Origin of the sequence: Actinoplanes sp. NPDC023936, assembly GCF_040639325.1 — a bacterium.
In the GTDB taxonomy this organism is placed as follows: domain Bacteria; phylum Actinomycetota; class Actinomycetes; order Mycobacteriales; family Micromonosporaceae; genus Actinoplanes.
This window is the reverse complement of the sequence record NZ_JBEZZR010000018.1, coordinates 21,133-47,121: the sequence shown is the minus strand read 5'-3', so window position 1 is coordinate 47,121 and position 25,989 is coordinate 21,133. Positions and strand designations below refer to the sequence as shown.

The window sequence follows — 25,989 nt, the reverse complement described above, 5'->3', positions numbered from 1 at the left end:
CTCCGGCGGGGCATCATTGCGGCATGGTCCGGTTGTTCATCCTCTTGGCCGCGGCGGCGCTCGTCCTGCTGATACTCGCGCTGATCAGCGGTCTCTCGGCGGAGCGCGTCCGCCACCTGCCGCGCGCGGTGTGGATCCTGGTGATCCTTTTCGTCCCGATCGCCGGTCCGGTCGCCTATTTCGCCTGGGGCCGCCCGGGCGGCGCCCGCCGGGCGCCGGCTCGCCCGTCCTCGCCGGACGACGACCCGGAGTTCCTGCGCTCGATGAATGTCGAGCAGTCCCGCCGGGAGCGGGAGATGCTCGCCCATTGGGAACGTGAGCTGAGCCAGGCCGGGGAGCACCAGGACGGGGCGAACCAGGATGAGGAACAGCCGGATGGTGAACAAAAAGACGAAAAGAAGCCCTAGCTAGGCGAGGTTCGAGCTCCGGGGGTAGGCGTCGGCCGGATCGGTCAGGACATTCACCAGGTACGGGACTCCCGACTCGAACGCCCGCCGCAGTGCCGGCCCGATCTCACCGGCCTTCTCCACCGTCTCGCCCGCGCCGCCGAGCGCACGCACCACGTCGTCGTACCGCAGCCCCGGCGTCAGGTCGGCGGCCACGTCGTATCCGTACATCGCGCGCATCGGGTGCTTCTCCAGGCCCCAGATGCCGTTGTTGCCGACCACGATCACCACGGGCAGCCCCTGCCGGACCAGCGACTCGGCGTCCATCAGCGAGAAACCGGCCGCCCCGTCGCCCATCAGCACGCAGATCTGCCGGTCCGGGTAGGTGACCCGGGCGCCCATCGCGTAGCCGAGCCCGGTGCCGAGACACCCGTACGGGCCGGGGTCCAGCCAGGTGCCGGGACGGGCCGGCTCCAGGTAACGGCCGGCGTACGAGACGAAGTCCCCGCCGTCGCCGATCGTCACCGCGTCCGGCGCGAGGATCCGGCGCAGCTCGCCGTAGACGCGGGCCGGCCGGATCGGGTCGGTCTCGGCGGCCATCTCCGCGGCGTCCCGGGCCTTCCCGGCGTCCTCGGCCGCCCGCAGACCGGCCACCCACTCCCGGTGATCGGATCGGTTCCCGGTCCAGCCGGCGAGCGCGGTCAGGGTCCGGCGCAGATCGCCGGCGGGCGAGACGGCAGGCGTCAGATGCGTGGCCCGCTGGGCGGGCGCGGCCACGATGTGCACCACCCGCGCCTCGCCGAACTCGCCGAAACCGAGCCGGAAGTCGAGCGGCGTGCCGATCACCGCGACCACGTCGGCCCCGGCCAGGGCCGTCCGGCGCGCCCGGGCGAACGCCAGCGGATGCCCGGGCGGCAGGGCGCCCCGCCCCATCCCGTTGGCGAAGACCGGAACGTGCAGCTCCTCGGCGGCGTGCCGCAGGTCGTCGACCGCGTCCAGGCTCCAGACGTCCGAGCCGGCCACGATCACCGGCCGCCGCGCGGTGGCGAGCAGCTCGGCGGCGCGGGCCACGTCGTCCGGGTCGGCCTCCGCGATAGCGATCGCGAGCTCGCCCGGCCGGGTCGCCGCCGCTGTTGAGAAGATCACGTCGAGCGGGAGGTCGAGGAAGACCGGCCCGCGGTGCGGGGTGAGCGCGGCGGTCAGCGCGGCGGCGATCTCGCCGGGGATCGACGCGGTGGCCGGGACCGTCGCGGCGTACCGGGTGACCGGCGCGACCAGCGGGACGTGATCGAGCTCCTGGAGGCTGCCGGCGCCCCAGCGGAAGGCCGGCGCACGCCCGCCGAGCACCAGCACCGGTGAGCCGTTGAAGTGCGCGCTGGTCAGCGCGGAGATGCCGTTCGTCACACCGGGACCGGCGGTGAGCACGGCGAGCCCGGGCCGCCGCCGCAGTTTCGCCACCGCCTCGGCCGCGAAGACCGCGGACTGCTCGTGGCGCACGTCGTAGACCGGGAAACCGGCGTCGTGCGCGGCCGCGTAGAGCGGGAAGACGTGCCCACCGGAGAGCGTGAACATCTCGGTGATCCCGTGGGCCCGCAGCGCCGCCAGCGCCAGCTCGCCGCCGTGCCCCTCGATCGTCTCGCCCATGCCCGCTCCCGTCCGTCACGCCGGTCGGCCCGGCGGGTCGATCAGCTCTCGCCGGCAGGTCAGATCAAGCCGACAAGCCTCGCGATGTCCTCGAAGACGTTCACCGCGTCCTGTGGCAGCGGCTTGCCGTTCGCGTACCCGTACGCCAGCACCAGCGCGACGAGCGGCACCACCACCATCGCCAGCAGGCTGATCAGGATCTGGACCGTGCGCAGCATCCGCCCGCGCCGCTTCGGCTTCCGCTTCGGTTTCCGCTGCGGCTGCGGCGTGCCCGGACGTTTCCGCAGCTCGGGCTGCGGGTCGGGACCGGGCGGCTGCGGTCGCTGCGGCGCCCGCGGGGCAGCCGCGACCGCCCGCGCCGACGGAGCCGGGCGCGCCGACCCCATCACCGACGAGACCGGGCGCGCCGGCGCACCCAGCGGAGAGACCGGCCGGGCGTGTGCCACCACCGGCGGCGCCTGCCGCGTCGCGCGCGGCGCCGGTCCGGCTTGCCTCGGGGGTACGGGTGACGGCCACCCGTCGTTACGCGGGGGCGGAGTGGCGGCCGTGGCGTCCGGGTCGGGACGCCAGGTCGACGGGTCGGCGTGCGGCCACGGGTCCACCGGGGGCCGCAGATGCGGCGGCAGATCCGCGTGGTCGGGTTCGAAGCGCTGCGGCTCGGGCGCGGGCTCGGCGGCCGCGTCCACCGGCTGCGGCGTGCGCTTCGGCAGCGGCGCGGCCTCGTCCCGGCCATCCAGCGGCTGCGGCGTGCGCTTCGGCAGCGGCGCGGCCTCGTTCCGGCCCTCCACCGGCTGCTCGGCGGCGGGGGGCGTCTCACCGAGACGTTCCGTCGCGAGCGGCCCCGGAACCGGGAGCGGCCCGGACGTCCGGAGCGCGGTCGGCCCGTCGCCCGCCGCGTCGCCGACCGGGTTCTCGGCGTCCGGGCCGGCCGCCGGAGTCTCCGGCCGGCCGCTCAGAACGGTGGCGGCGTCCGGACGGCCGGTCGGAGCAGTGGCCGCGTCGGGACGGCCGGCGAGCACGGTCGCCGCGTCGGCCTCGGCGGCCAGCTCGGCGGACGGCTGCGCGGCGACCGGCGTGGTCACCGCGGGCCGTTCCTGGGTCGGACCGGCCACCGCGGTCAGCCGCGTGCCGGACGCGGCGGCCGGCGGCCGGCCGGCCACGACCGTCGCGCCCTCCGCCTCGGTGTCGAGCTTCCCGGTCGGCAGGTATTTCCCGGTCGGGAGGTATTTCGACGGCAGCCGCAGCTCCTCGGTGGGCCCGGGCGCGGCCGGCTCGCTGGCCAGCAGCGCCGCGCCGGCCAGGATGCTGCCCTCGGCCACCACCAGCTCCGGCTGCTCGATCACCACCGGCGGGTCGCCCAGCTCACGGTGCAGCAGCGTGGCGACCAGCGGGATCCGGCTCGCCCCGCCGACCAGGAAGACCCCGGCCAGGCGGCCGTCCGGCAGATCGGCCCAGCGCAGCAGGTTCTTGGTGATCTCCACGGTCTGGTCCAGCACCGGCCGGGCCACCGTCTCCAGCTCCTCACGGGTGAGGTGCGCCTCGGTGTCCAGCAGCGGCACCACGAAGTCGGCGGCCTGCGCCCGGGAGAGCCGCTCCTTGGCGATCCGCACGTCGTCCCAGAGCTGCCGCCGGGCCCGCCGCTCCTCGACCGTCGCCGGTTCCATCAGCCGCTGCCAGCCGTCGGTGCGCAGGTGCTCCACGATCGCGGCATCCACGTCCAGGCCGCCGAGGTCGTCCCGGCCGTCCACGGCCAGGACCTCGAACCCCGACGAGGTACGGGCCACCACGCTCGCGTCGAACGTGCCGGCCCCGAAGTCGTGCACCACCACGACCGAGCCGATCGGCACGTCCCGCCCGAGCACCTCGGCGAAGTACGTCGCCGCCGCGACCGGCTCGGCGACCAGGCGGACGCTCTCCAGCCCGGCGCGCGCGGCCGCCTCGGCGAGCAGGGTCCGGCGCGCCGACCCCCAGCTGGCCGGGCAGGTCAGCGTGGTCTCCGGCCGGTACGGCCCGACCGCCCGGTGCCACTCCTCGACGACCCGGGCCAGCACCGCCGCGATCAGCTCGACGGTCTCGAACTCACGCTCGCCGAGCAGCACCAGGCCGTCGTCGACCCGGCGTTTCGGGTTCGGCTCGAACCGCGCCGGATCGAGCCGGGCGCTGTGCACCGCGTCCCGGCCGACGAGCAGGTTGCCCGCGGCGTCGGCGTAGACGGCCGACGGCAGCAGCGGGGAACCGTCGACCAGGATCGGCCGGGCGCGGCCGTCCGGCCATCGCGCCACGGCGACGGTGTTCGAGGTGCCGAAGTCGATGCCGAGGGCGTACCGCTTCGGACCACCCTGGTCGATGGACATGACCGCAGTCTAGGCAATGACGGACCCGTATCGGTCCCTCCACTACCTGCCGGTGAACTTCGGCCGCCGCTTCTCGACGAAAGCGGTGGTCCCCTCCACCCGGTCGTCGGTGGCGAACAGCCCGGTGAACAGGTGTGACTCCAGCGCGAGGCCGGAATTGAGGTCGCCGTCCAGTCCTGAGTCGATGGCCTGTTTCGCGGCGCGCAGCGCCAGTGCGGGACCGGTGACGAACGGGCGGACGAGGTCGAGCGCCGTCGCGTACACGTCCGCGGCCGGCACGACCCGGTCGGCGAGACCGATCCGCAGCGACTCCTCGGCGTCCACCATCCGGCCGGAGAAGATCAGGTCCTTGGCCTTGGCCGGGCCGATCAGCCGGGCCAGCCGCTGGGTGCCGCCGGCCCCCGGGATGAGCCCGAGCTTGACCTCCGGCTGGCCCAGCTTGGCGTCGTCCGCGACCACCCGCCAGTCGCAGGCGAGAGCCAGCTCACAGCCGCCGCCGAGCGCGTACCCGGTGATCGCGGCGACGACCGGTTTCGGGATCCGGGCGACGGTGTCGATCGCGCTGGTCAGCGCGCCGGCCCGGGTCACCATCCGGGAATAGGTCGCGGTGGTGAACTCGGTGATGTCGGCACCGGCGGCGAAGACCTTCTCGCCGCCGAAGACGATCACCGCGCGGATCTCGTCGTCGGTGGACGCGGCCTGCGCGGCGTCCCGCAGCTCCTCCTGGACCCGCACGTTCACCGCGTTCATCGGTGGCCGGTCGAGCCGGATCGTGCCGATGCCGCCGGACACCTCGAGCCGTACGAACTCGCCCACCCGTGCCTCCTCGCCGCTGGGCCGTTTGGCCGACAGCCTATGCCGGGTACGGGCTACATTGGGCTCCTCTGGGGAGGGGAAATGACGACGTACTACCGGGACCCGGAAGTGCTGATCACATCGTCCGGCGTCCACATGAACAACCAGGACTTCCGGCTGCCCGAGCTGGTCCGGGTGTGGTACACGCGAGGCGCCCGGGACTGGGGTGTCATCGCCTGGCGCGGCGCGCTCGGGCTCACCATCCTGCTGCCGCTCGTGGCCGGTCTGCTCGCCATCGGCGTGGCGCTGGTCATCGAGGCCACGTTCGCCACCACGCTCGCCCTCCTGGTCGGTGGCATCCTGGTCGGCCTCGCCGTGGTCCCCGTCGCCGACCTGCTGCTGGAGCGGGTCGACAGATCCTACGACCGGGGCAGCCGGAGCCTGGAGATCTGGGGCCGGGTGCCGGGCGGCGACGTGCTGCTGCTGCGCACCGACAACGCCCAGCGTTTCGGCCGCGTCTACCGGGCTCTCCAGCGGGCTCTCGAACCGGCCGTGCGCCGGTGAGGCGGGACGCCGCGGGCCTGGCCGCCCTGCTCGCCACGACGGGTGTGCTGCACCTCGCCGTCCCGAAGCCCTACGACCGGATCATCCCGCGTTCGCTGCCCGGATCGCCGCGCACGTGGACGTACCTCAGCGGGGTGGCCGAGCTGGCAGTGGCCGCCGCCGTCGCGCATCCCCGCACCCGGCGGGCCGGCGGCCTCGCCGCCGCCGCGCTCTTCGCGGCCGTCTTCCCCGCCAACGTCAAGATGGCCGCCGACTGGCGGCACGCCTCGCCGGCCCGGCGGGCGATCGCCTACGGCCGGCTGCCGCTCCAGGCGCCCCTGATCGCGTGGGCCTGGCGAGTGTCCCGCTGACCGCTTCGGCGGAAATCGTGATCCGTGTCGTCCGACTTGGGGACGATGAAGGGACCATGAGCAAGAACGCCGGTATTCCCATCGCATCCCTGGACGACGCCGTTCGCGTGGTCACCGACGTCTGCAGCCGCGCACGCGGCGGGGACATGGAGGCACGGGTGCCGCCGCTCGGCGCCGCACCCGAGGCGGCCGGCCTGCGCACGGCGGTGAACGGCCTGCTGGACCAGATCGACGCGTTCGTCCGGGAGGCGGGCGCGGCCTCGGCCGCGGCCGCCGAGGGACGGTTCTACCGGCGCTTCCTCGATCAGGGCCTGACCGGGGTGTACCGGGCGGCCGCCCAGCAGATCACCCACTCCAACCAGGTGATGAGCCGGACCGCCGCCGAGTTCGCGAACGCCGCGCAGGACCGGCTGCGCCTCGCCGACCAGCTGGAGTCGGCGGTGCTCACCGTCTCCGAGCAGGTCGCCACGGCCGCCACCGAGATGGGCGCCTCGGCGAACGGGCTGGCCTCCTTCGCCCGGGAGGCGGTCACCGACGCCGAGCGGGGCCTGGGCACGGTCTCCTCGCTGCGCAGCTCCTCGGACGAGATCCGGCACGCCGTCGACCTGATCAACAAGGTGTCGGCGCAGACCCGGCTGCTGGCGCTCAACGCCACCATCGAGGCGGCCCGCGCCGGGACCGCCGGGCTCGGCTTCGGCGTGGTCGCCAACGAGGTGAAGACGCTCGCGAACGAGACCAGCTCGTCCAGCGAGGAGATCATGCGGCAGGTCACCACGGTCCAGCACGCGGCGGCCGACGCGATCGCCGTCCTGGAGGCGGTCACCGCGCGGATCCGCGAGATGAGCGGCCTGGTCGACGGGATCGCGCGGGCCGTGGACGGCGGAGAGGACGTGGCGTCCGGCGGGTTGTCCCAGCTCGCCGAGGTGCTGCAGGGCGAGGTGTCGCGGTTCGTCACGATGATCCGCGAGGCGTGAATCGGCGAATCCCGCGCGCGGACCCCGCCGGCCGGGGACCATCGGAGTCACCATGAAACCGACCCTGGTCCGGCCGAGCGGGACGGAACGGACGTTCAGCGAGGGCGAGCTGATCGTCACGAAGACCGATCCGCGCGGCGTCATCACGTACGCGAACGACGTCTTCCTGCGGATATCCGCCCTCACCGAGGAGGAGGCGGTCGGGCAGCCGCACAGCGTGATCCGTCACCCGGACATGCCGCGCGCCGTGTTCAAGCTGCTCTGGGACACCCTCAAGGCCGAAAAAGAGATCTTCGCGTACGTGGTGAACCTCGCCGCCGACGGCGCGCACTACTGGGTCTTCGCGCACGTCACCCCGTCCTACGACAGTGCCGGACGGGTGATCGGCTACCACTCCAACCGGCGGGTGCCGTCCCGGACGGCGATCAGCGCGGCCGAGGAGCTCTACGGCGTGCTGCGGGCGGCCGAGCGCCGGCACGACCGCACCCCGGACGCCGTGGCGGCCGGTGAGCAGGCCCTGACCCGGATCCTCGCCGAGCGCGGCCGCACCTACGACGAGCTGGTCTGGGATCTGGCCTGACGGCCTCAGCCCGGCGCGCTCGCGTACAGCTGATCGATCTCGGCGCGTTCCGGGAGCGCGGTGCTGGCGCCCACCCGCTGGACGCAGGCCGCGCCGGCCGCGTTGGCCCAGCGGACCGCGTCCACCAGGTCGCGGCCCTCGCCCCAGGCCACCGCGAGGGCGCCGGTGAACGCGTCGCCGGCGGCAGTGGTGTCGGCGACCTCCACCGCGAAGGCCGGCACGTGCACGTCCCGGCCGTCGCGATCGGCGAACCGGGCGCCCGAGCCACTGAGCGTCAGCACCACCCGCGGCACCAGGGCCAGCAGCGCGGCCATGCCGGCCGCCTCATCAGCCTGCGCGCCGGTGATGGCCCGTGCCTCGATCTCGTTGACCACCAGCAGGTCGACCTCGTCGAGCAGGCCGGGCGGCAGGTCCCGGGCCGGTGCGGCGTTGAGGATGGTGCGGGTGCCGCCGGCCCGGCCGGCCCGGAGCGCGGCGTGCACCGTCTCCATCGGAATCTCCTGCTGGCAGAGCAGCACGTCGGCTCCGGCGATCACCGACTGCTCGTCGGCGGTGAGGCCGGCGAACGTCCGGTTCGCTCCCGGGCTGACCAGGATCGAGTTCTCGCCGGCCCGGTCCACCATGATCACCGCGACGCCCGAGGCGCCGTAGCTGGTGCGTACCCGGCTGGTGTCGACGCCCGCGGCGGCCAGCCGCGCGCCCAGGGTGACCCCGAACGCGTCCGAGCCGATCGCGCCGAGGAACGTGGTCGCGCCGCCGGCCCGCGCGGCCGCGATGGCCTGGTTCGAGCCCTTGCCGCCGGGCGCCATCACGAAATCGTCACCGAGCACGGTTTCACCCGGCCGGGGCAACGCCGGCGCGAGCCCGACCAGGTCCATGTTGGCGCTGCCGGCGACGACGACCTTCGGCGCGCTCCCCGAACCGGACACCTCAGGCGGCCCGTGCCGTGTAACGGTCACCGAACCGGTCCACCACCAGCGGCAGCCCGAACGTCTTGGTCAGGTTCTCGGCGGTCATCACCTCGCCGAGCACGCCGGCCGCGACGGCGACGCCCTCCCGCAGCAGCAGGGCGTGGGTGAAGCCCGGCGGGATCTCCTCGACGTGGTGCGTGACGAGCACCATGGCCGGGGCGTCCGGGTCCAGGGCCAGCTCGCTCAGGTGGCCGATCAGGTTCTCCCGGCCGCCCAGGTCGAGGCCGGCGGTCGGCTCGTCCAGCAGCATCAGCTCGGGGTCGGTCATCAGCGCGCGGGCGATCTGGGTGCGCTTGCGCTCGCCCTCGGAGAGGGTCCCGAACTCGCGGTCCGCGAACGCCGTCATGCCGAGCTGTTCGAGCAGCTCACGGGCGCGGGCCTCGTCCAGCGGGTCGTACTTCTCCCGCCAGCGGCCGACCACCGACCAGGCGGCGGTCAGCACCACGTCCAGCACCTTCTCGCCCGGTGGCACCTGGTCGGCGAACCGGCCGGTGGTGATGCCCACCCGGGTGCGCAGTTCGTTCACGTCGGTGCGGCCCAGCTTCTCGGCCAGCACGTAGGCCTGGCCGCTGGTCGGGTGCATCCGGGCGGACGCGAGGTTCAGCAGGGTGGTCTTGCCGGCGCCGTTCGGCCCCAGCACCACCCAGCGCTCGTCGAGCTCGACCTGCCAGGACAGGTCACGGATCAGGAAGTTACCCGCGCGGACCACGCTGACGCGGTCGAAGGCGATGACGGTGTCCTCGTCGGGCGGAATGGATACGGCAGCCTCCAGCACGCGTCCATCCAACCACGTGGGCAGAGCCGGAAACTCCACGGCCGCGCCGGGGCCGCGTTTTTGGACCAGTCCCAGTCCGTCGTCCCCTAGTCCGTCGTCTCAACAGTCCGTCGTCTCAACAGTCCGTCGTCTCCTAGTCCGTCGTCGAACCGAACACCTCGTCGCGGACCGCGTTCAGCGCCATCCGCAGGGCGCCGTGCAGCACCGGCTCGGACGCCACGCCGGTCACCACGACCTTCGGCGAGACCAGCGTGATCGCGGCGACCTCCCGCTCCACGCGCTCGGCCAGCGCGGTGTCACCGGCCCGGCCGACCTCGCCGGCCAGCACCACCAGCGGCGGGTCGAGCACCACGCAGGTCGCCGCGACGCCGAGGGCCAGCCGCCGGGCCAGTTCGTCCAGCACCGGCTCACCGGCCGGACCGGCCGCGACGGCGGCCCGGACCACGTCGGCCGCCTCGGCGCCGCGGAACCCGAACTGCTTGCCGATCGCCTTGACCGCGTCGGCGCCGGCCAGCGCCTGGAACGCGCCTTTCACTCCACGGCGGGACGCGTTGTGCGGCACCTCGGCGCCCGCCACCGGCAGGTAGCCGATCTCACCGGCCGCGCCGGTGGCGCCCTGGTGCAGGCGGCCCGCGATCACCGTGGCGAGGCCGACGCCCCGGCCGATCCAGATCAGCGCGAAGTCGCTGACCCCGGTGGCCGCGCCGGTGCCGGACTCGGCGACCGCGGCGAGGTTCACGTCGTTGCCGAAGAAGACCGGGGTGCTCAGGTCCCGGCGCAGCTCGGCCAGCAGGCCCCGGTGCCAGCGGGGCAGGTCGTGGGCGAAGGAGATCTCGCCGGACTCGGGGTCGACCAGGCCGGGGGTGCCGAGCACGACACGGCGTACCGACGACATGTCGGTGCCGGCCTCGCCGGCGGCCTGGACCACCGCGTTGTGCACCACGCCGACCGGGTCGTCGGTGTCCTTGGTGCTCTGCTCGACCCGGCTGATGATGGTGCCGGTGATGTCCGCGCAGGCGGCGACCACGCAGTCCGGGCCGACATCCACGCCGATCACGTACGCGCTGCCCGGGGTGACCGCGTAGAGCTGCGCGTTCGGACCACGGCCACCGGCCTGCTCGCCGATCCGGCGGACCAGGCCGCGTTCCTCGAGACGCTCGACGAGCTGGGAGGCGGTGACCTTGCTCAGGCCGGTCATCTCACCGAGCTGTGCCCGCGTCAGCGGCCCGCGGGTGAGCAGCAGGTCCAGCGCCGCACGGTCGTTGAGGGCGCGCAGCAGCCGGGGCGTGCCCGGGAGACGGGTGACCATAGCGTTGTCCCCTAATTACTAAAGGTTCTTTCCTGTTACAGTGTCGACGCTCGACGCGCAGCCGCAGCGTAACGGTAGGCGACGTTGCCTGACCGGAGGGTGGCTCATCGACCCCGAGCGATCATGGCAGGTCGCGGGCATCCCGGACCACCTCGCGCCACCGGAAGGACAACATGTCTCACGATCCGGGCCTTCGCCGGCTCGCCCTGCGTACCCTGCTCGCCGCCTTCCCCGGCGCCACCGCGCCGGACTGGGCGCTCGAACTGGTCGCCGACGGGTTGGCCGGGCACACCCTGTTCGCGACGAACGTGGCCGACATCGCTCAGCTCGCGGCGCTGACCGGGACGCTGCGGTCGGCCCGGCCCGACGTGCTCGTGGCCATCGACGAAGAGGGCGGCGACGTCACCCGGCTGGGACATCGCACGGGTAGCCCGTACCCCGGAAACGCCGCCCTCGGCGCGGTGGACGACCCGGACCTCACCCGCCGGGTCTACGCCGCCATCGGCGGCGACCTGGCCGCCGCCGGAGTGAACCTCGACCTCGCGCCCACCGTCGACGTCAACACCGCCGACGAGAACCCGATCATCGGAACCCGGTCCTTCGGCGCCGACCCCGACCTGGTCGCCCGGCACGCCGCCGCGGCCGTCATCGGGCTCGAATCGACAGGCGTCGCGGCCTGCGCCAAACACTTCCCCGGCCACGGCGCCACGGTCAGCGACTCCCACCTCGAGCTGCCGACCGTCGACGTGCCGCTGGACGTGCTGCGCCGGCGCGACCTGCCACCGTTCGCGGCCGCTGTGGCCGCCGGCGCGCAGGCCGTGATGAGCGCCCACATCCGGGTGCCCGCGCTCACCGGCGACCTGCCCGCGACGTTCAGCCGGGCCGCGCTGACCGGGCTGCTCCGTGACGAGCTCGGCTTCCGCGGCACGATCGTCACCGACGCCCTGGAGATGCGCGGCGCCGCCGGAGCGGCCGGAAGCATCCCGCTCGCCGCCGTCGCCGCCCTCGCCGCCGGGGCGGATCTGCTCTGCATCGGCGCCTCGGTGAACCGGGAGCTGGTCGACGCGGTCGCCGACGAGATCGCCGCGGCGGTCGGGGACGGGCGGCTCGCGCAGTCCCGGCTGGAGGGTGCCGCGGCGCGTACCGCGGCACTGGCCGCCTGGGCGGCGGCACCGCGCCCGGCGGCGGAGCCGGACCGCGAGCTGGGCGTCGCGGCGGCCCGATCGGCGGTACGCGTGGAGGGGGCCCCCTCCCCCCTCCCCTCCCCCCTCGTTGTGCGGCTGGTGTCCGGCTCCTCGATCGCCGAGGGGCGCGTGCCGTGGGGCCTGCGCCCTCACCTGAACGGCATCGAACAGGTCGACCTCGTCGCGGCGTCGACGACCGCCGACGAGGTCGCGGCGCTCGCCGGGGACCGGCCCGTGGTCGTGGTCGGCCGGCGGCTGCACAGCTCCGCGGCGGCCCGCGAGCTCGTGGAGAAGCTGGCCGTAGCCCGGCCGGTCAGCGTCGTCGAGATGGGCTGGCCGTCGAGCTGGCGGCCGGCCGGGGTGGCTGCCTTCGTGGTGACCCACGGCGCGAGCCTGGCGAACGGCCGGGCGGCGGCGGAGGCCCTGCACCTGGCCGGCTGACACAAACGGCCGGCTGACACACCTGGCGCGGCTGACACACACGGCGGGGCTGACACGGGCTGCCGGCTCACATGCGCGGGCGGCCCGCACACTCGGACGGCGCACGCTCGGACGACCCGCCCTCTTGAACGACCCGCCCGCTTGAACGACCCGCCTGCTCGGACGACCCACACCCGCTCGGACGGCTCACGGGCTCGGGCAGCCCGCACGCTTTTGACGGCTCACGCGCTCGGATCACTCAAGCGCCTGGGTGGCTGACGGCACCTTCGGGCGCGCTGACGACCCTGACCACTGACGTGTCCCGGCGGCCGCGCTACGGCCTTGCGTGGCAGGTGGTCGCGCGGACTCTCGGGGACGGGATGAGGTGCGGTTGTTCAGCGGGTCGGCTCGTACCCCTCCTTGGTTTTGATTACATGCCGTCACTGCTCCTCTCGGCCTTCTGCTCAAATCGGGCTAACCGAACGGACAAACTCGGCGTTGGGTGGTTTCGGTGCGCTGTAGCAATCACGTAGCGTCATGTTCACAGGTGGGTCTGGGGACGTCGCGGACTTCGGCTCGGGACCAGCACGAGCCGCGACGCAGACGGTGAGCCGGGCACGGGTCGACTTCGGGAGCGGTCGCCGCGCCCGGCTCACCACCTTGCCGCCGACGAACGCGCACCGCTGCCGGTGAACGCGCGCTGCCGTCGGTGAACGCGCACTGCCGCCGGTGAAAGCACGCTGCCGCCGGTGAACGCGCGCCCTGTCGGCGGCGCTACGCCGCGGCCTGATGAGGGTTCAGCCTGCACCCCGCGCCGCACTGCTGGGGCGAACCGCGCCAGCCGCGGCTCCGCAGCACCCCGGCGACCTGAGCGGCCACCCCGCACGGGTCCTCACCGACGTCGAGTGAGCCGTAGCGCAGCACGCACTCACCGGATCGCACCGCCGCGTTGTCCCTGCGGAAGTCGCGCAGGCGGCCCTCGGGCGGGTGCGCTGCCAGCCCGTCGAGCTCGACCCGGACGCCGTGTTCGAGGTAGTGGACGTCGTCGTACCAGCTTCCGCCGGGACGTGACCGCCGCTGCTGGCGGGCGCCGGGCGGCAGGGCGTGGGCCCGCTCCACGTCCCGCAGGTAACGCCACTCCAGCACCGACCCGACGCCGGTGCCCGCCTCACCGAGCAGCACGGCCAGACCGCGCCGCCGCAGCAGGCGGGGACGATCCGCCAGAGCCCGGGCGATCCGGGCCGGCGTGGTGAGACGGCGACCGCAGGCCGCGGCTATCCACGCCATCGCCTCCTCCTCCGAGCGCGCCGCCGACGCCAGGTCGAGCACCGTGTCCTCCACCCGGGTCTGCGGCGGCAACCGGACCGGATGGCGGCGCGTCGCGGAACCCTTGGCTCGGTGCACCACCAGGCCGGTGGACGGGCGGACGCGCCGGTCGTCCGGGATGAGGATGTGGATCGGGCCGTGCCCCTCGTCGGCCAGCCCGGCCTCCTCGGCGGCCGACCGGTGGGAGAGCATGGCGCCCCGGCCGGCGGCGAGGACCGCTGCCCAGCGCAGTGCCGGGCGGGGCACCTCGCCACTGAAGGTGGCGTAGACGCCCCGGTGAAGCCGTTGCCAGCGGCCGGAGGTGTGCAGGTTCCGGAGGCGGTCCGGGCTCATGCCGCTGCGGAGAGCCTGGGCGCGGGTCAGGACGCCGCGCTGGTGCCGGCTGATCTCGTCGATGTGTCGCGTCATGCGGGCCAGGATTGCCCGGGGTGTGGGTGGCCGCCGGTGGGGCTGTGGACGAAGCGGGGATGTGGACAACGGGTTCTCGGAGTCCTGCGGGTGGTAGGGGCGTCGGGGGTCGCCCTGCAGCGCGGCGGTTTGCGGAGTTCGGCGGACGCTATGAGGTCCGCGGGTTTCCGCATTGCGCGAATGCTCCAAGATCCAGAACCCGACCCCCGCCCGCCGACCGCGGGAGCCGCGCCCGCGGGGAGCCGCACCCGCAGGGAGCCGCACCCGCAGGAGCCGCGAGGAGATCTTGGAGCGCCATCGGGTACGCGGTAAACGGCGGTGCCTATGGCGTCCACGGGATTCCGCGAAGCCGGGCTCGGCAGCCCACCGGTCTCCCCGGGAGGCGAAACCCAGCGCGGCCGCCCGGTTCCGACACCGGACGGCCGCCTTCCCGCGAACCCCTCAGGCCGCCGAGGTCTTGACCAGCGTCCGGATCTGGCGCAGCAGCACGGACAACGCCGCCAGATCAGCCGGCGAGTCGTCCACGTTCCCCATCGCGTTCGACGCCCGGGCGATCGACGCCGCGTTCACCTGCTCCCACTCCGACACCCGGTCCTCCGGGGCCGCCTCCGACGGCGTCGACTGCAGGACCTCCGCCGTCAACGCGGCCAGCGCGGCGTACAGGTCGTACCGCAGGGCCATCCGCGCCAGCGTCTGCCACCTGTCGTTGCGCGGCAGCCGGGAGATGTGCGACAGCAGCGTGTCGACCCCGAACCGCTCGGAGAGCACGAAGTACACCGACGCCACCTCGTGCGGGTCCCGGCCGACGGACGCCGCCGTCTCCAGGATGTCCAGCAGGCCGAAGCCGTAGAACACCCGGCTCACCGCCTCGGCGAGCGCGTCCGGGACGTCCTTGCCGGTCAGCGCGGCGGTCCGCTGCTCCAGGTTGCGCCGCTCGGCGCCGACGATGACCTGGGGCAGGCGGGGCAGCAGCTCGGCGACACCGGGCCGCAGCTTGGCGATCTCGCCGGCCACGTCGATCGGCGAGCGCCGGGTGCTGACCAGCCAGCGGACCGCCCGGTCGAGCAGCCGCCGGGTCTCCAGCAGCACCGCGGTCTGCGCCCCGGTCGGCACCTGGTTGTCCAGGCCTTCGGCGGCCTGCCAGATCTCCTTGAGGCCGTAGACGTCGCGGACCACGATGTACGCCCGGATCACGTCGGCCGCCGACGCGCCGCTCTCCTCCATCGCCCGGTAGACGAAGGAGGTGCCGCCCCGGTTGACCACCTCGTTCACCAGCGACGTGGAGATGATCTCCCGGCGCAGGCGGTGACCGGCCATCCGGCCGGCGAACCGATCGCGCAACGGGGTGGGGAAGTACCGGGTCAGGACGTCGGCGGTCCAGCCCTCGTCGACGAGCTCGTCGGCGAGGACCTCGCGCTCCAGACTGATCTTGACGTACGCCAGGAGCACGGCGAACTCCGGCGCGGACAGGCCTTCGCCCGCCTCGTACCGGGCGGCGAGCTCCTTGTCCGACGGCAGGGCCTCGAGCTCGCGGTTCAGCGCGCCCCGCTCCTCCAGCGACTTCAGCATCCGCCGGTGCACCGGGAGCAGCGAGTGCGCCTGCGCCCGCGCGTTGCCGAGCGCCATCGCCTGCTCGTAGTTGTCGCGCAGCACCAGCGCGCCGACCTCGTCGGTCATCGCGGCGAGCAGCTCGTCGCGTTCCGGCAGGGTCATCTCGCCGTCGGTCACCGCGCCGCCGAGCAGGATCTTGATGTTGACCTCGTGGTCGGAGCAGTCCACCCCGGCCGAGTTGTCGATGAAGTCGGTGAACACCCGGCCGCCGGAGCGGGCGAACTCGATCCGCCCGCGCTGGGTGAGACCGAGGTTGCCGCCCTCGCCGACCACCTTGACCCGCAGGTCGGCGCCGTTGATCCGGATCGCGTCGTTGCCCTTGTCGCCGACGTCCGCGTGCGACTCGGAGGCCGCTTTCACGTACGTGCCGATGCCGCCGTTGAAGTACAGGTCGACCGGCGCGGTCAGGATCGCCCGCATCAGCTCGGCCGGGCTGACCGAGGTGGCCTCGCCGTGCCCGAGCTCGAGCCCGAGGACGGCCCGGACCTGCGGGCTCACCGGGATCGACTTGGCGCTGCGCGGGTAGACGCCGCCGCCGGAGCTGATCAGCTCACGGTCGTAGTCCGCCCACGACGAGCGCGGCAGGTCGAACAGGCGGCGCCGTTCCGCGTACGAGATCGCGGGGTCGGGGTCGGGGTCCAGGAAGATGTGGCGGTGGTCGAAGGCCGCCACCAGCTTGATGTGCTCGGAGAGCAGCATCCCGTTGCCGAAGACGTCGCCGGACATGTCGCCGACACCGACCACGGTGAAGTCCTGGCTCTGGGTGTCGATCCCCAGGTCCCGGAAGTGCTTCTTGACCGACTCCCAGGCGCCGCGCGCGGTGATGCCCATCTTCTTGTGGTCGTACCCGGCCGAGCCGCCGCTGGCGAACGCGTCACCGAGCCAGAAGTCCTTGCTCACCGAGATCTCGTTGGCGATGTCGCTGAACGTGGCGGTGCCCTTGTCCGCGGCCACCACCAGGTACGGGTCGTCGCCGTCGTGCCGCACCACGTCCCGCGGCGGGATGATCTTGCCGCTGAGGATGTTGTCGGTGACGTCCAGCAGCGCGGTGATGAAGCCCTTGTAGCACTCCACCGCCTCGTCCCGGTCGCCCGGCTTCTGCTTCAGGACGAAGCCGCCCTTCGCGCCCACCGGGACGATCACCGCGTTCTTCACCATCTGCGCCTTGACCAGGCCCAGGACCTCGGTACGGAAGTCCTCGCGCCGGTCCGACCAGCGCAGGCCGCCCCGGGCCACCGCGCCGAACCGCAGGTGCACGCCCTCGAACCGCGGCGAGTAGACGAAGATCTCGTACTTCGGGCGGGGCTGCGGCAGGTCCGGGATGGCCTGCGGGTCCAGCTTGAACGCCACGTACGGCTTGGGCTGGCCCTCGGTGCCGCGCTGGAAGAAGCTGGTCCGCAGGGTGGCCTCGATCAGCGTCAGGTAGGAGCGCAGGATCCGGTCCTGGTCCAGGCTCTCCACCTGGTCGAGCAGCGCGGTGATCCGGTCCCGCAGCCCGGTGGCGCGGCGGGCCCGTTCCGCCTCGCCGACCTCGAGCGACGGCGAGAAACGGGTCTCGAAGAGCCGCACCAGCAGCCCGGCGATCTCCGGGTAGGCGGTGAAGGTCGACTCCACGTACCGCTGGGAGAAGACGGTCCCGGTCTGGCGCAGATATTTGGCGTACGCGCGGAGCACCACCACCTGACGCCAGGTGAGCCCGGCCCGCAGCACCAGCTCGTTGAACCCGTCCACCTCGGCCTCGCCCCGCCAGGCCGCCGCGAACGCGTTCTCCACCTGCGGGCGGACCTCGGCCAGCTCGCGGTGACCGGCCGGCGGGAGCAGACCGAAGTCGTACAGGTAGATCACGCCGTCGTCGCGGCGGATCTCGTACGGCCGCTCGTCGGTGACCCGGACGCCGAGCGAGTGCAGCACCGGGAGGACCGTGGAGAGCATCATCGGCTCGCCGTACCGGTAGACCTTGAACCGCACGTCCCGCTCGTCCGGCTCGGGGACGCCGTCCGCGCCGAGCCGGCGGCGCCGGAACAGGTGCATGGCGAGCTGTCCCGGCTCCTCGAGCAGCTCCAGCTTGGCCAGATCCTGGATGCCCTCGTACGGGGTGTGCCCGTTCTTGTAGCTCTCCGGAAAGGCCGACGAGTACCTGTTGAACAGCGTCTTGGCCTGCTCGTCGCCGAGTTTGCGCTCGAGGACCAGGGAGAAGTCGTCGTCCCACATCCGGGTGGCGTCGGCGAGCAGCTCGGCCAGCTCGTTCGGGTCGACGTGGCCGGGCGGGTCCCCCGGGTCGGTCCGCACGATGAAGTGCACCCGCGCCAGCATCCGCTCGGTGACCCGGGTGGTGTAGTCGACGCCGACGCCGTTCAGCTCGCGGAGCAGGATCTCCTGCATGCGCAGCCGGTTGCCGGTGGTGAACCGGTCCCGGGGCAGGTAGATCAGGCACGAGATGAACCGCCCGTACCCGTCGCGCCGCAGGAAGAGGCGCAACTGCCGGCGGCCGGCCATCCGCAGGACGCCGATCACCGCCTCGTACAGGTCATCGGTCTTGATCTGGAAGAGCTCGTCGCGGGGGTAGGTCTCCAGGATCTGGAGCAGGTCCTTGCCGGAGTGCCCGCGCGGGGACAGGCCGGAGCGCTCCAGCACCTCCATCACCTTGCGCTTGACCACCGGCAGCTGGCGCACGCTGGTCCGGTACGCCGAGGAGGAGAAGAGCCCGAGGAAGCGCCGCTCGCCGACCACGGTGCCGGCGGAGTCGAAGACCTTCACGCCGATGTAGTCGAGGTACGCCGACCGGTGCACCGTCGCCCGCGAGTTGGCCTTGGTGATCACCAGGAGCCGTTTCTCCAGGACCCGCTGGTACGCCTCGGGCGCCATCGTGGCGAGCGGGCGCGGCTTGCTGGCGCCGCGCATGATGCCGAGACCGGTGCCCGGAACCGCGCTGAGGACCCCGTCGTCCAGGTGGTACTCGCGGTAGCCGAGGAACGTGAAGTGGTCGTGCGCGAGCCACTCGAGCAGCTCGATCGTGTCCGTGACGTCCTTGTCCGGCACCGGCGGCATGGTCCCGGACTCGGCGGCGGCGGCCAGCTCCGCGGAGATCGCCAGGGCGCGCTGCCGCATCCTCGGCCAGTCCTCGACCGCGTCCCGGACGTCGGTGAGCACCCGGCGCACCTCGTTGGTCAGCTGCTCGCGGGCCTCCGCGCGGCGGATCGGGTCGATCTCGATCCGGATCCAGCTCTCCACCAGGTCGCCGTCGATCGCGTCGTCCGGCTCGACCTCGGGCTCCACCTGCGCGAGCGCGCCGAGCGGCTCGCGGCGCACCACGATCAGCGGGTGCACGAGCAGGTGGACCTGCAGGTTGTGCGCGGTGAGCAGGGCCATCACGGAGTCGACCAGGAACGGCATGTCGTCGGTCACGATCCGCACGACGGTGTGGCCCTGCGAGCCGCTGGGCTCGGTGACGGACAGCTTCACCTCGCCGGGCAGCCGGTTGCGAGCCAGCTCACGGTGCTCGACCGCGGCCGCGTACATCTCGTCCGGCGTGTAGCCGACCAGCTCCTCATCGGGTGCGAACCGCCAGAAACGGTCAACGAGTGATGCGGTGGTGGTGTCCTCGCCCGCCTGCTGCACCGCCTGCGCGACGAGCCTCTCGGCGTTCGGCAGTGGCTCGTCCAGCTCTCCTGAGTCGGTGGACGCCCCCAATCGCCCGGTGAGGGCGAGTCCGGGCTGTGGCACCGAAGGATCGGGCACAGTCTGATCAGAATCGGTCGCTGCCTCGTCGGCGACAGCCATGGCTCCGGCGCTCCCCTCACCCACGGCACTGTGGGTTCGAACGTGTCGAGCACAGCCTAGAACGACCGGCCCGGCACCTCTCACACCCCGGGTGTGCCAGCGAGTGATGTGCGCTTTTGCGCCGTATCACCTACTGCGGAACACCATGACGGGCGTTGGCCTACTACGGTTCGATCAGCTACCCAGGGATTCGATCAGTCACTCCAGGGACCAGCCACCCAGGGAAAGGATCGTCATGCGCCGCACCACCGCCGGGCTCGCCGCGCTGCTCGTACTCACCGCGGGCGGATTGGCCGGGTGCTCCGCCGACCCGCCCGAGGACGCCGTCTCGGCGTTCGTCGCCGGCTGGCAGAGCGGCAACCTGAACGACGTGGGATTCGTCACCGCGAGCGGCAGCGGGATCGCCGCGCCGGAAGTGCTGACCGGCATCCGCGAGCTCTACGGGGACCTCACCGGGCAGCCGCTCGCCGTCGCGGCCGGCAAGACCACCACCACCGGGGACGACGCCAGCACCCCGATCACCGTGAAGTGGACGCTGCCCGGCGGCGTCGACTGGACGTACCAGAGCACGGTCCGCGCCACCAAGGCCGGCCGCGACGACTGGGCCGTCATCTGGGAGCCGGCGGTGGTCCAGCCGGACCTCTCCACCGGTGACAAGCTGCGGCTGCGCCGGGTCGCCTCGGACCGCGCCACCCTCCAGGACGCGGACGGGAAGCCGCTCGTCGGACCGCAGAAAGTGGTGGTGATCGGGGTCAGCCCCGAGAAGATCACCGACTTCACGAAGCTGAAGAACGGCCTCGCCGCAGCGTTCAAGAAGGTCGCCGTGGACGTGGACATGGACACGCTGAAGGGCCGGGTCGACGCCGCCGATCCGGGCGCCTTCATCGACCTGGTCACGCTGCGCAGGGCCGACTACAACAAGATCCGCAATCAGGTACGGCCACTGCCCGGCACCGTCTTCCGCGAGGAGACCCGGCAGCTCGCGCCGACCCGCGCCTTCGCCCGCGCCCTGCTCGGCACCGTCGACCCGGCCACCAAGGACGACATCGACGCCCGCCCGGACGTCCTCAAGGTCGGCGACCAGGCCGGGCACGGCGGCCTGCAGCAGAAGTACGACGACACGCTGCGCGGCACCGCCGGCCTCTCCGTGGTGATCTCCCGCGAGGCGGCCGACGGCGCCGTCGAGGACGACCCGATCTTCCAGTCCGAGCCGGTCGACGGCAAACCCGTGAAGATCACCATCGACACCGCCACCCAGAACGCCGCCGACAAGGCCCTGGCCGGCGAGAAGCAGCCCAGCTCCATGGTGGCGATCCGGGTCAGCGACGGGGCCGTGCTCGCTGTCGCGAACGGCCCCGACGCGGGCGGCGTGAACACCGCGCTGACCGGCCAGGTCCCGCCCGGTTCGACATTCAAGATGATTTCCGGGTACGGGGTGCTGGCCCGCGACGTGGTCACCGCCGACACCGTCGTCGACTGCCCGAAGACGCTCACCGTGGACGGGCGGGAGTTCAAGAACTCGCACGACGAGGCGCTCGGCAAGGTGCCGTTCCACGTCGACTTCGCGAAGTCCTGCAACACCGCGTTCGCCGGCCTCGCGCCGAAACTCACCTCGGCCGGGCTGCAGGAGGCGGCCACCGCGCTCGGTCTCGGGGGCACCTGGGACCTGGGCATCGAGGCGTACACCGGGCAGGTCTCCGACGGCGGCACGGCGACCGAGCTGGCCGCCGCGATCTTCGGCCAGGGCAGCACCGTGGTCAGCCCGGTCGCCATGGCGGTCGCCACCGCGGCCGTCGCGAAAGGACGGTTCCAGCCGCCGAAGCTGGTGCTCGACCCGGCGCCCGCGAAGCCCGGCGAGGCCGGGCCGCCGCTCGACCCCGAGGCGGTGGGCGCGCTGCACGAGATGATGCGCGAGGTGGTCACCAGCGGCACGGGTACGGCGTTGAAGAGCGTCCCCGGCAAGCCGGTGCACGGCAAGACCGGCACCGCGGAGTTCCAGAACGGGTCCGAGGACACCCACTCGTGGTTCGTGGGCTACCAGGACGACGTGGCGTTCGCGGTGATGGTGCAGAAGGGCGGCGCCGGCTCGGAGGCGGCCGTGCCGATCGTCAAGCGCTTCCTGACCGAGTTGAACAAGTAAGACCCGATCCGCGCCACCGGGCGGCCGGTGCGACAGCGCACCGGCCGTCTCAGGCCGCTCCGCCGCCCGGGAAATCCGGCCCCGGCACGCCCCGGCCACCGAACCCGGGCCGGAGGACGCCGATGCCCGGCGGGTCCAGCGGGGGACGCGGGCGCAGCATGCCGGGACGGGTCGCGGGAAGCGGCTCCGAGTCGAGCAGCGGCGCCGAACCGAGCGGCCGGGTCAGCAGGCGCACGTCGGGATGCCCGGGCTCGGCGGCGGCCACCGGATGCTCGTTCCCGGCGGCCTCGGAGAGCTCGTCCCGGGGCCGCGGGGCGGGGGACGGCGGCTGCTCCTCCGGTTCCGCCCCGGCCTCGGTCGCGTCCTCGTCCTCGTGCTGATCCACCAGCTGATCGGAATCGGCCACCGGCTCGGGCTCGGGCACGTCCTCCGGCGCCGCGTCCTCCTCCTCGTCCGCGTCCGCGTGGAGCTCGGGATCCGGCTCGGCGATCAGCTCGGGATTCGGCGCGGTGGCCGGCTCGGCGACCAGCTCGGGATCCGGCTCGGCGATCGGCTCGGGACTCGGCTCGGCGACCGGCTCGGGGCTGTCCGGCGGGGCGGGGATCGGGTCCGGGTCCAGCCCGGCCGCCGACACCACCACCGGGTCCTGCGCCGCCGCGTCGTCCACTCCGTCCAGCAGCGGGGAAACCGGCGAGGCGGCCAGGTCACGGCGGGCCGCCACCAGGTCCGGCCGGGGCGCCGTGGTCTTCACCGGCGCGAGCCCCGCCGTCACCGCCGAGACGATCTCCGCGGCGTAGCCGCCGTCGGGGTCGTAGTCCGGATCGAAGACGGTGATCTCCACGCCGAGGCAGTGCGGCGACTCGACCAGGCCGGCCAGCAGCAGCTCCAGCTCGGGGAAGGCGATGCCACCCGGGTCCGGCGCGTCCACGGCCGGCATCACCGCCGGGTCCAGGACGTCGACGTCGATGTGCACCCAGTACCCCGCGCAGTCGACCAGCTGGTCACGGGCCCACTGGGCGCTGCGGGCCGCCCCCTCGGCGCGCAGGGCCGGCACCGGCCGGGTCACGATGCCGGCGGCCTGCAGGTCCAGCCGGTACTCGTCCTGGGCGCGGATGCCGAGGACCACCACGTCGACGTCGCGGAAGTACGGCCGGCGGCGCTCGATCGCGGCCAGGTCGGCCTGACCACGACCGGTCACCAGGGCCAGGTCCTCACCGGCGGCGGCGCCCACGTAGGACGCGTTGCCCGGGTGCCGGAAGTCGGAGTGCCCGTCCACGAAGACCAGGCCGATCCGGCCGCCGACCGCCTCGCCGAGACGGTGCATGGCCACGCCGGATCCGATCAGGATGGAGCAGTCCCCGCCGAGGACCACCGGGAACTCGCCGCCGTCGATGATCGCGCCGATCCGGTCGGCCAGCGCCCGCGAGTAGGCGGCGATCTCCGCGGCGTGGGCGACGCCGTCACCGGGACGCCAGTCGCCCGGGTCGTACCGCGGCGGGGTGAGGCAACCGGCGTCCCGCGCGCCGAGCTTGCTCAGCAGTCCGTGGTCGCGGAGGGCGCCGGGCGCCTTGGCGCAGCCCGGCACCGACGTCGCGGTCGGCGGGCGCAGGCCGAGATTGGACGGCGCGTCCAGAACGGCGATGCGGCGCACGACGCCCCCCTCTTCCTCAGTGATGGAAAGCGCTGTCCTAGAAGAGCGCGCTGGCGAGGGCCCGGCGGGCGCCGGCCACCGCGGGATCGTCCGGACCGGCCACGCTGAACAGCGACAGCAGGTGCTTGCGCACGGCTTCGCGCTCCTCGCCGCCGGTGCGCCGCACCAGGCGGACCAGCCGCGCGTACGCGTCGGCGGCCTGCCCGCTGAGCACCTCGATGTCCGCGGCCAGACGCTGGGACTCGACGTCGTCCGGGTTCGCCTCGGCCTTGGCGAGCACGGCGGCCGGGTCAGCGCCGCTGATCCGGCGGTAGAGCTCGACCTGGGCCAGTCCGGACTCGGCCGCCGCGTCGGCCGGCGACTCCGCCAAGATCTTGCGGTACGCCGCCTCGGCCGCGTCCAGGTCGCCGGTCATCAGGGCGTCGTCGGCCGCGTCGAGCCGCGGGTCCTCGGGCGCGGCGACGCTCACGCCGGCCGCCTTGAGGACGGCGTCGATGTACTGCCGGATCTGGGACTCGGGGAGCACCCCGGTGAAGCCCTCCACCGGCTGGCCGCCGATCACCGCGGTCACCATCGGGATGCCCTGCACCCGGAAGACCTGAGCGAGTCGCGGGTTGGCGTCCACATCGACCTTGCCGAGGAGCCAGGAGCCGGCGTACTCCCCGGCCAGCCTCTCCAGCACCGGCGAGAGCTGCTTGCACGGCTCGCACCAGTCGGCCCAGAAGTCCAGCAGGATCGGCGTGGTCAGGGACCGCTCCAGGACGGACTGGAAGTTGGCCTCGTTGACCTCGATGATGGTCTCCGGCGCGACTCCGGGCACCGCACCGGGGACGCCGGCCGGCGGCGTGGCGGCGGAGGGCGCGGGTGTGCCGGCTGCCGGGGTGCTGGGCGCCGGGGTGCCGGGCGCCGGGGTGCCGGGCGTGGCCGATTTGGCCGGCGCCGAGGGGCGCAGCGCGCTGAGATCGACCGCGCCGCGGGTGAAGATCGACGGAGTGGTCCGTGGGTCGCTCATGGTTATTTAGTCTCGCACGCAGTCACGCCTGTTCGCGCCGCCACCAGGCCGCCGATATCGGACGTCACAGCGCTTCTAGAACCGGGCCGGCTCGCGGTAGATCCCCCACTCGTCCTTCAGGACGCCGCAGATCTCGCCCAGCGTCGCCTCGGCGCGGGCGGCGTCGAGCATCGCGGGGATCATGTTCTCGCCGGTGCGGGCCGTCGCCACCAGTCTCTCGAGAGCCGCCTTGACCCGTACCCCATCGCGATTGATCTTGCGAGCGCCCAGCTCGCGCCGCTGCACCACCTCGACCTCGTGGGAGACGCGCAGGATCTCCAGGTCCTTGGCGACGGTGGTGGTGTGCGCGTTGACGCCGACCACCTTCTTGTCGCCCTTCTCCAGCGCCTGCTGGTAGACGAACGCGGCCTCGGCGATGTTCGCGGTGAACCAGCCGTCCTCGATGCCGCGCAGGATGCCCTGGGTGACGCTGCCGTCGTGGCCGAGCTCACGGATCCGGGCGAAGATCTCCTCGGCCTCGGCCTCGATCCGGTCGGTGAGCGCCTCGACGTACCACGAGCCGCCGAGCGGGTCGGCCACATTGACCACACCCGTCTCCTCCATCAGCACCTGCTGCGTGCGCAGGGCGATCTCGGCGGACTCGTCGGTGGGCAGCGCGAGGGTCTCGTCGAGCGCGTTGGTGTGCAGCGAGTTGGTCCCGCCGAGGACCGCCGCGAGGGCCTCGACAGCGGTCCGCACCACGTTGTTGACCGGCTGCTGCGCGGTCAGCGAGACACCCGCGGTCTGCGTGTGGAACTTCAGCCACAGCGCTTTCTCGCTGGTCGCGCCGTAGTCGTCGCGCAGGTGCCGGGCCCAGATCCGGCGGGCCGCCCGGAATTTCGCGATCTCCTCGAAGAAGTCGACGTGCGCGTCGAAGAAGAAGCTCAGGCCGGGCGCGAACCGGTTGACGTCGAGACCGCGGGACAGGCCGAGCTCGACGTAGCCGAAGCCGTCGGCGAGGGTGTAGGCGAGTTCCTGCGCGGCGGTCGCCCCGGCCTCCCGGATGTGGTAGCCGGAGACGCTCAGCGGCTTGTATTTCGGGATCTCGGCCGCGCAGTACTCCATCAGGTCGCCGATCAGGCGCAGGTGCGGCTCGGGTTCGAAGAGCCACTCCTTCTGCGCGATGTACTCCTTGAAGATGTCGGTCTGCAGCGTGCCGTCGAGCTTGCTGAGATCGGCGCCCTGCCGCTCGGCGGCCACCAGGTACATGCAGAAGACCGGCACCGCCGGACCGGAGATGGTCATGCTGGTGGTGACGTCCTGCAGGGGGATGCCGTCGAAGAGCACGTCCATGTCGGCGGCCGAGTCGATCGCGACGCCGCAGTGACCCACCTCGCCGAGCGACTGCGGCTCGTCCGAGTCGCGGCCCATCAGCGTGGGCATGTCGAACGCGACGCTCAGCCCGCCGCCACCGGCCGCGAGGATCATCTTGTAGCGCTCGTTGGTCTGCCGGGCGTTGCCGAACCCCGCGAACTGCCGGATGGTCCAGGTCCTGCCGCGGTAACCGGTGGGATAGAGACCCCGGGTGTACGGGAATTCGCCCGGCCACCCGATGCGGTCGAAGCCCGGGTAGTCGGCGCCGCCGGGCGGGCCGTAGACCGGATCGAGCGTCGAACCGGAGAGCGTGGTGAAGTCGGCGTCCCGCTTGCGGGCCGCGTCGAAGCGTCGTTGCCAGCGCTCCCGGCCGGCGGCGATCTCGGCAGCGTTCATCCCGAC

At 73.0% G+C, this 25,989-nt stretch carries 17 protein-coding genes and 1 pseudogene; 7 read left to right on the top strand and 11 right to left on the bottom strand.

Annotated features, from left to right (window positions below; genetic code table 11):
* Positions 1-23 precede the first annotated feature (23 nt).
* Positions 24-407, top strand: a complete 384-nt coding sequence (locus tag AB0F72_RS23095) for a PLD nuclease N-terminal domain-containing protein (protein WP_360434915.1) — start codon at positions 24-26, stop codon at positions 405-407.
* Here AB0F72_RS23095 and AB0F72_RS23090 read toward each other — a convergent pair whose 3' ends face one another.
* From AB0F72_RS23090 to AB0F72_RS23080, 3 genes are read right to left on the bottom strand one after another with little or no spacing between them, the layout of a single operon-like run.
* Positions 408-2,030: an acetolactate synthase gene (locus tag AB0F72_RS23090; protein WP_360434914.1), complete on the bottom strand. Its 1,623-nt coding sequence runs from the start codon at positions 2,028-2,030 to the stop codon at positions 408-410.
* A gap of 59 nt (positions 2,031-2,089) precedes the next feature.
* Positions 2,090-4,384: an Hsp70 family protein gene (locus AB0F72_RS23085; RefSeq protein WP_360434912.1), complete on the bottom strand. Its 2,295-nt coding sequence runs from the start codon at positions 4,382-4,384 to the stop codon at positions 2,090-2,092.
* Positions 4,385-4,426: 42 nt separating this feature from the next.
* Positions 4,427-5,200: an enoyl-CoA hydratase-related protein gene (locus AB0F72_RS23080; protein ID WP_360434910.1), complete on the bottom strand. Its 774-nt coding sequence runs from the start codon at positions 5,198-5,200 to the stop codon at positions 4,427-4,429.
* A gap of 81 nt (positions 5,201-5,281) precedes the next feature.
* Between AB0F72_RS23080 and AB0F72_RS23075 the strand changes: the two genes are divergently transcribed.
* From AB0F72_RS23075 to AB0F72_RS23060, 4 genes are read left to right on the top strand one after another with little or no spacing between them, the layout of a single operon-like run.
* A complete protein-coding gene (locus AB0F72_RS23075; RefSeq protein WP_360434908.1) occupies positions 5,282-5,743 on the top strand; it encodes a DUF6232 family protein in 462 nt (153 codons plus the stop codon).
* Complete coding sequence (locus AB0F72_RS23070) at positions 5,740-6,093, top strand: hypothetical protein (RefSeq protein ID WP_360434906.1); 354 nt, start codon at positions 5,740-5,742, stop codon at positions 6,091-6,093. The genes AB0F72_RS23075 and AB0F72_RS23070 overlap by 4 nt, the downstream gene beginning before the upstream one ends.
* 56 nt (positions 6,094-6,149) lie before the next feature.
* Positions 6,150-7,067, top strand: a complete 918-nt coding sequence (locus tag AB0F72_RS23065) for a methyl-accepting chemotaxis protein (protein WP_360434904.1) — start codon at positions 6,150-6,152, stop codon at positions 7,065-7,067.
* Positions 7,068-7,119: 52 nt separating this feature from the next.
* Complete coding sequence (locus AB0F72_RS23060; protein ID WP_360434902.1) at positions 7,120-7,647, top strand: PAS domain-containing protein; 528 nt, start codon at positions 7,120-7,122, stop codon at positions 7,645-7,647.
* A gap of 5 nt (positions 7,648-7,652) precedes the next feature.
* Here AB0F72_RS23060 and AB0F72_RS23055 read toward each other — a convergent pair whose 3' ends face one another.
* The 3 genes from AB0F72_RS23055 to AB0F72_RS23045 form a co-directional block, all read right to left on the bottom strand.
* Positions 7,653-8,606: a ribokinase gene (locus AB0F72_RS23055; protein ID WP_360434900.1), complete on the bottom strand. Its 954-nt coding sequence runs from the start codon at positions 8,604-8,606 to the stop codon at positions 7,653-7,655.
* Positions 8,578-9,393: an ABC transporter ATP-binding protein gene (locus AB0F72_RS23050; protein WP_360434898.1), complete on the bottom strand. Its 816-nt coding sequence runs from the start codon at positions 9,391-9,393 to the stop codon at positions 8,578-8,580. Before AB0F72_RS23050 ends, AB0F72_RS23055 begins: the two co-directional genes overlap by 29 nt.
* A 133-nt stretch (positions 9,394-9,526) precedes the next feature.
* On the bottom strand, positions 9,527-10,702 hold the full coding sequence (locus AB0F72_RS23045; protein ID WP_360434896.1) for an ROK family transcriptional regulator: 1,176 nt from the start codon (positions 10,700-10,702) through the stop codon (positions 9,527-9,529).
* A gap of 173 nt (positions 10,703-10,875) precedes the next feature.
* On the opposite strand from AB0F72_RS23045, the gene AB0F72_RS23040 reads away from it, so the two are divergent.
* On the top strand, positions 10,876-12,327 hold the full coding sequence (locus tag AB0F72_RS23040) for a glycoside hydrolase family 3 N-terminal domain-containing protein (RefSeq protein WP_360434894.1): 1,452 nt from the start codon (positions 10,876-10,878) through the stop codon (positions 12,325-12,327).
* Between the two features lie 753 nt (positions 12,328-13,080).
* On the opposite strand, the gene AB0F72_RS23035 is transcribed toward AB0F72_RS23040, so the two are convergent.
* Both AB0F72_RS23035 and AB0F72_RS23030 read right to left on the bottom strand, forming a co-directional pair.
* Positions 13,081-14,040 carry a type IV toxin-antitoxin system AbiEi family antitoxin domain-containing protein gene (locus AB0F72_RS23035; protein ID WP_360434892.1) on the bottom strand — a complete coding sequence of 320 codons (960 nt, stop codon included), beginning with the start codon at positions 14,038-14,040 and terminating at the stop codon, positions 13,081-13,083.
* Between the two features lie 441 nt (positions 14,041-14,481).
* Positions 14,482-19,431 carry an NAD-glutamate dehydrogenase gene (locus AB0F72_RS23030; protein WP_360434890.1) on the bottom strand — a complete coding sequence of 1,650 codons (4,950 nt, stop codon included), beginning with the start codon at positions 19,429-19,431 and terminating at the stop codon, positions 14,482-14,484.
* Between the two features lie 235 nt (positions 19,432-19,666).
* Between AB0F72_RS23030 and AB0F72_RS23025 the strand changes: the two genes are divergently transcribed.
* A complete protein-coding gene (locus AB0F72_RS23025) occupies positions 19,667-21,571 on the top strand; it encodes a penicillin-binding transpeptidase domain-containing protein (RefSeq protein ID WP_360434888.1) in 1,905 nt (634 codons plus the stop codon).
* Between the two features lie 481 nt (positions 21,572-22,052).
* Here the strand turns inward: AB0F72_RS23025 and AB0F72_RS23020 are convergent.
* The 3 genes and pseudogenes from AB0F72_RS23020 to AB0F72_RS23010 all read right to left on the bottom strand — a co-directional run.
* A pseudogene (locus tag AB0F72_RS23020) lies at positions 22,053-23,222 on the bottom strand (arginase family protein); the annotation flags it as partial.
* A 37-nt stretch (positions 23,223-23,259) separates the two neighbouring features.
* Positions 23,260-24,234, bottom strand: coding sequence for a tetratricopeptide repeat protein (locus tag AB0F72_RS23015; RefSeq protein ID WP_360434886.1), 975 nt, complete (start codon positions 24,232-24,234; stop codon positions 23,260-23,262).
* A gap of 75 nt (positions 24,235-24,309) precedes the next feature.
* The gene (locus AB0F72_RS23010) at positions 24,310-25,983 is read right to left on the bottom strand and encodes a methylmalonyl-CoA mutase family protein (protein WP_360434884.1); all 1,674 of its coding nucleotides are present in this window, start codon (positions 25,981-25,983) and stop codon (positions 24,310-24,312) included.
* Positions 25,984-25,989 lie beyond the last annotated feature (6 nt).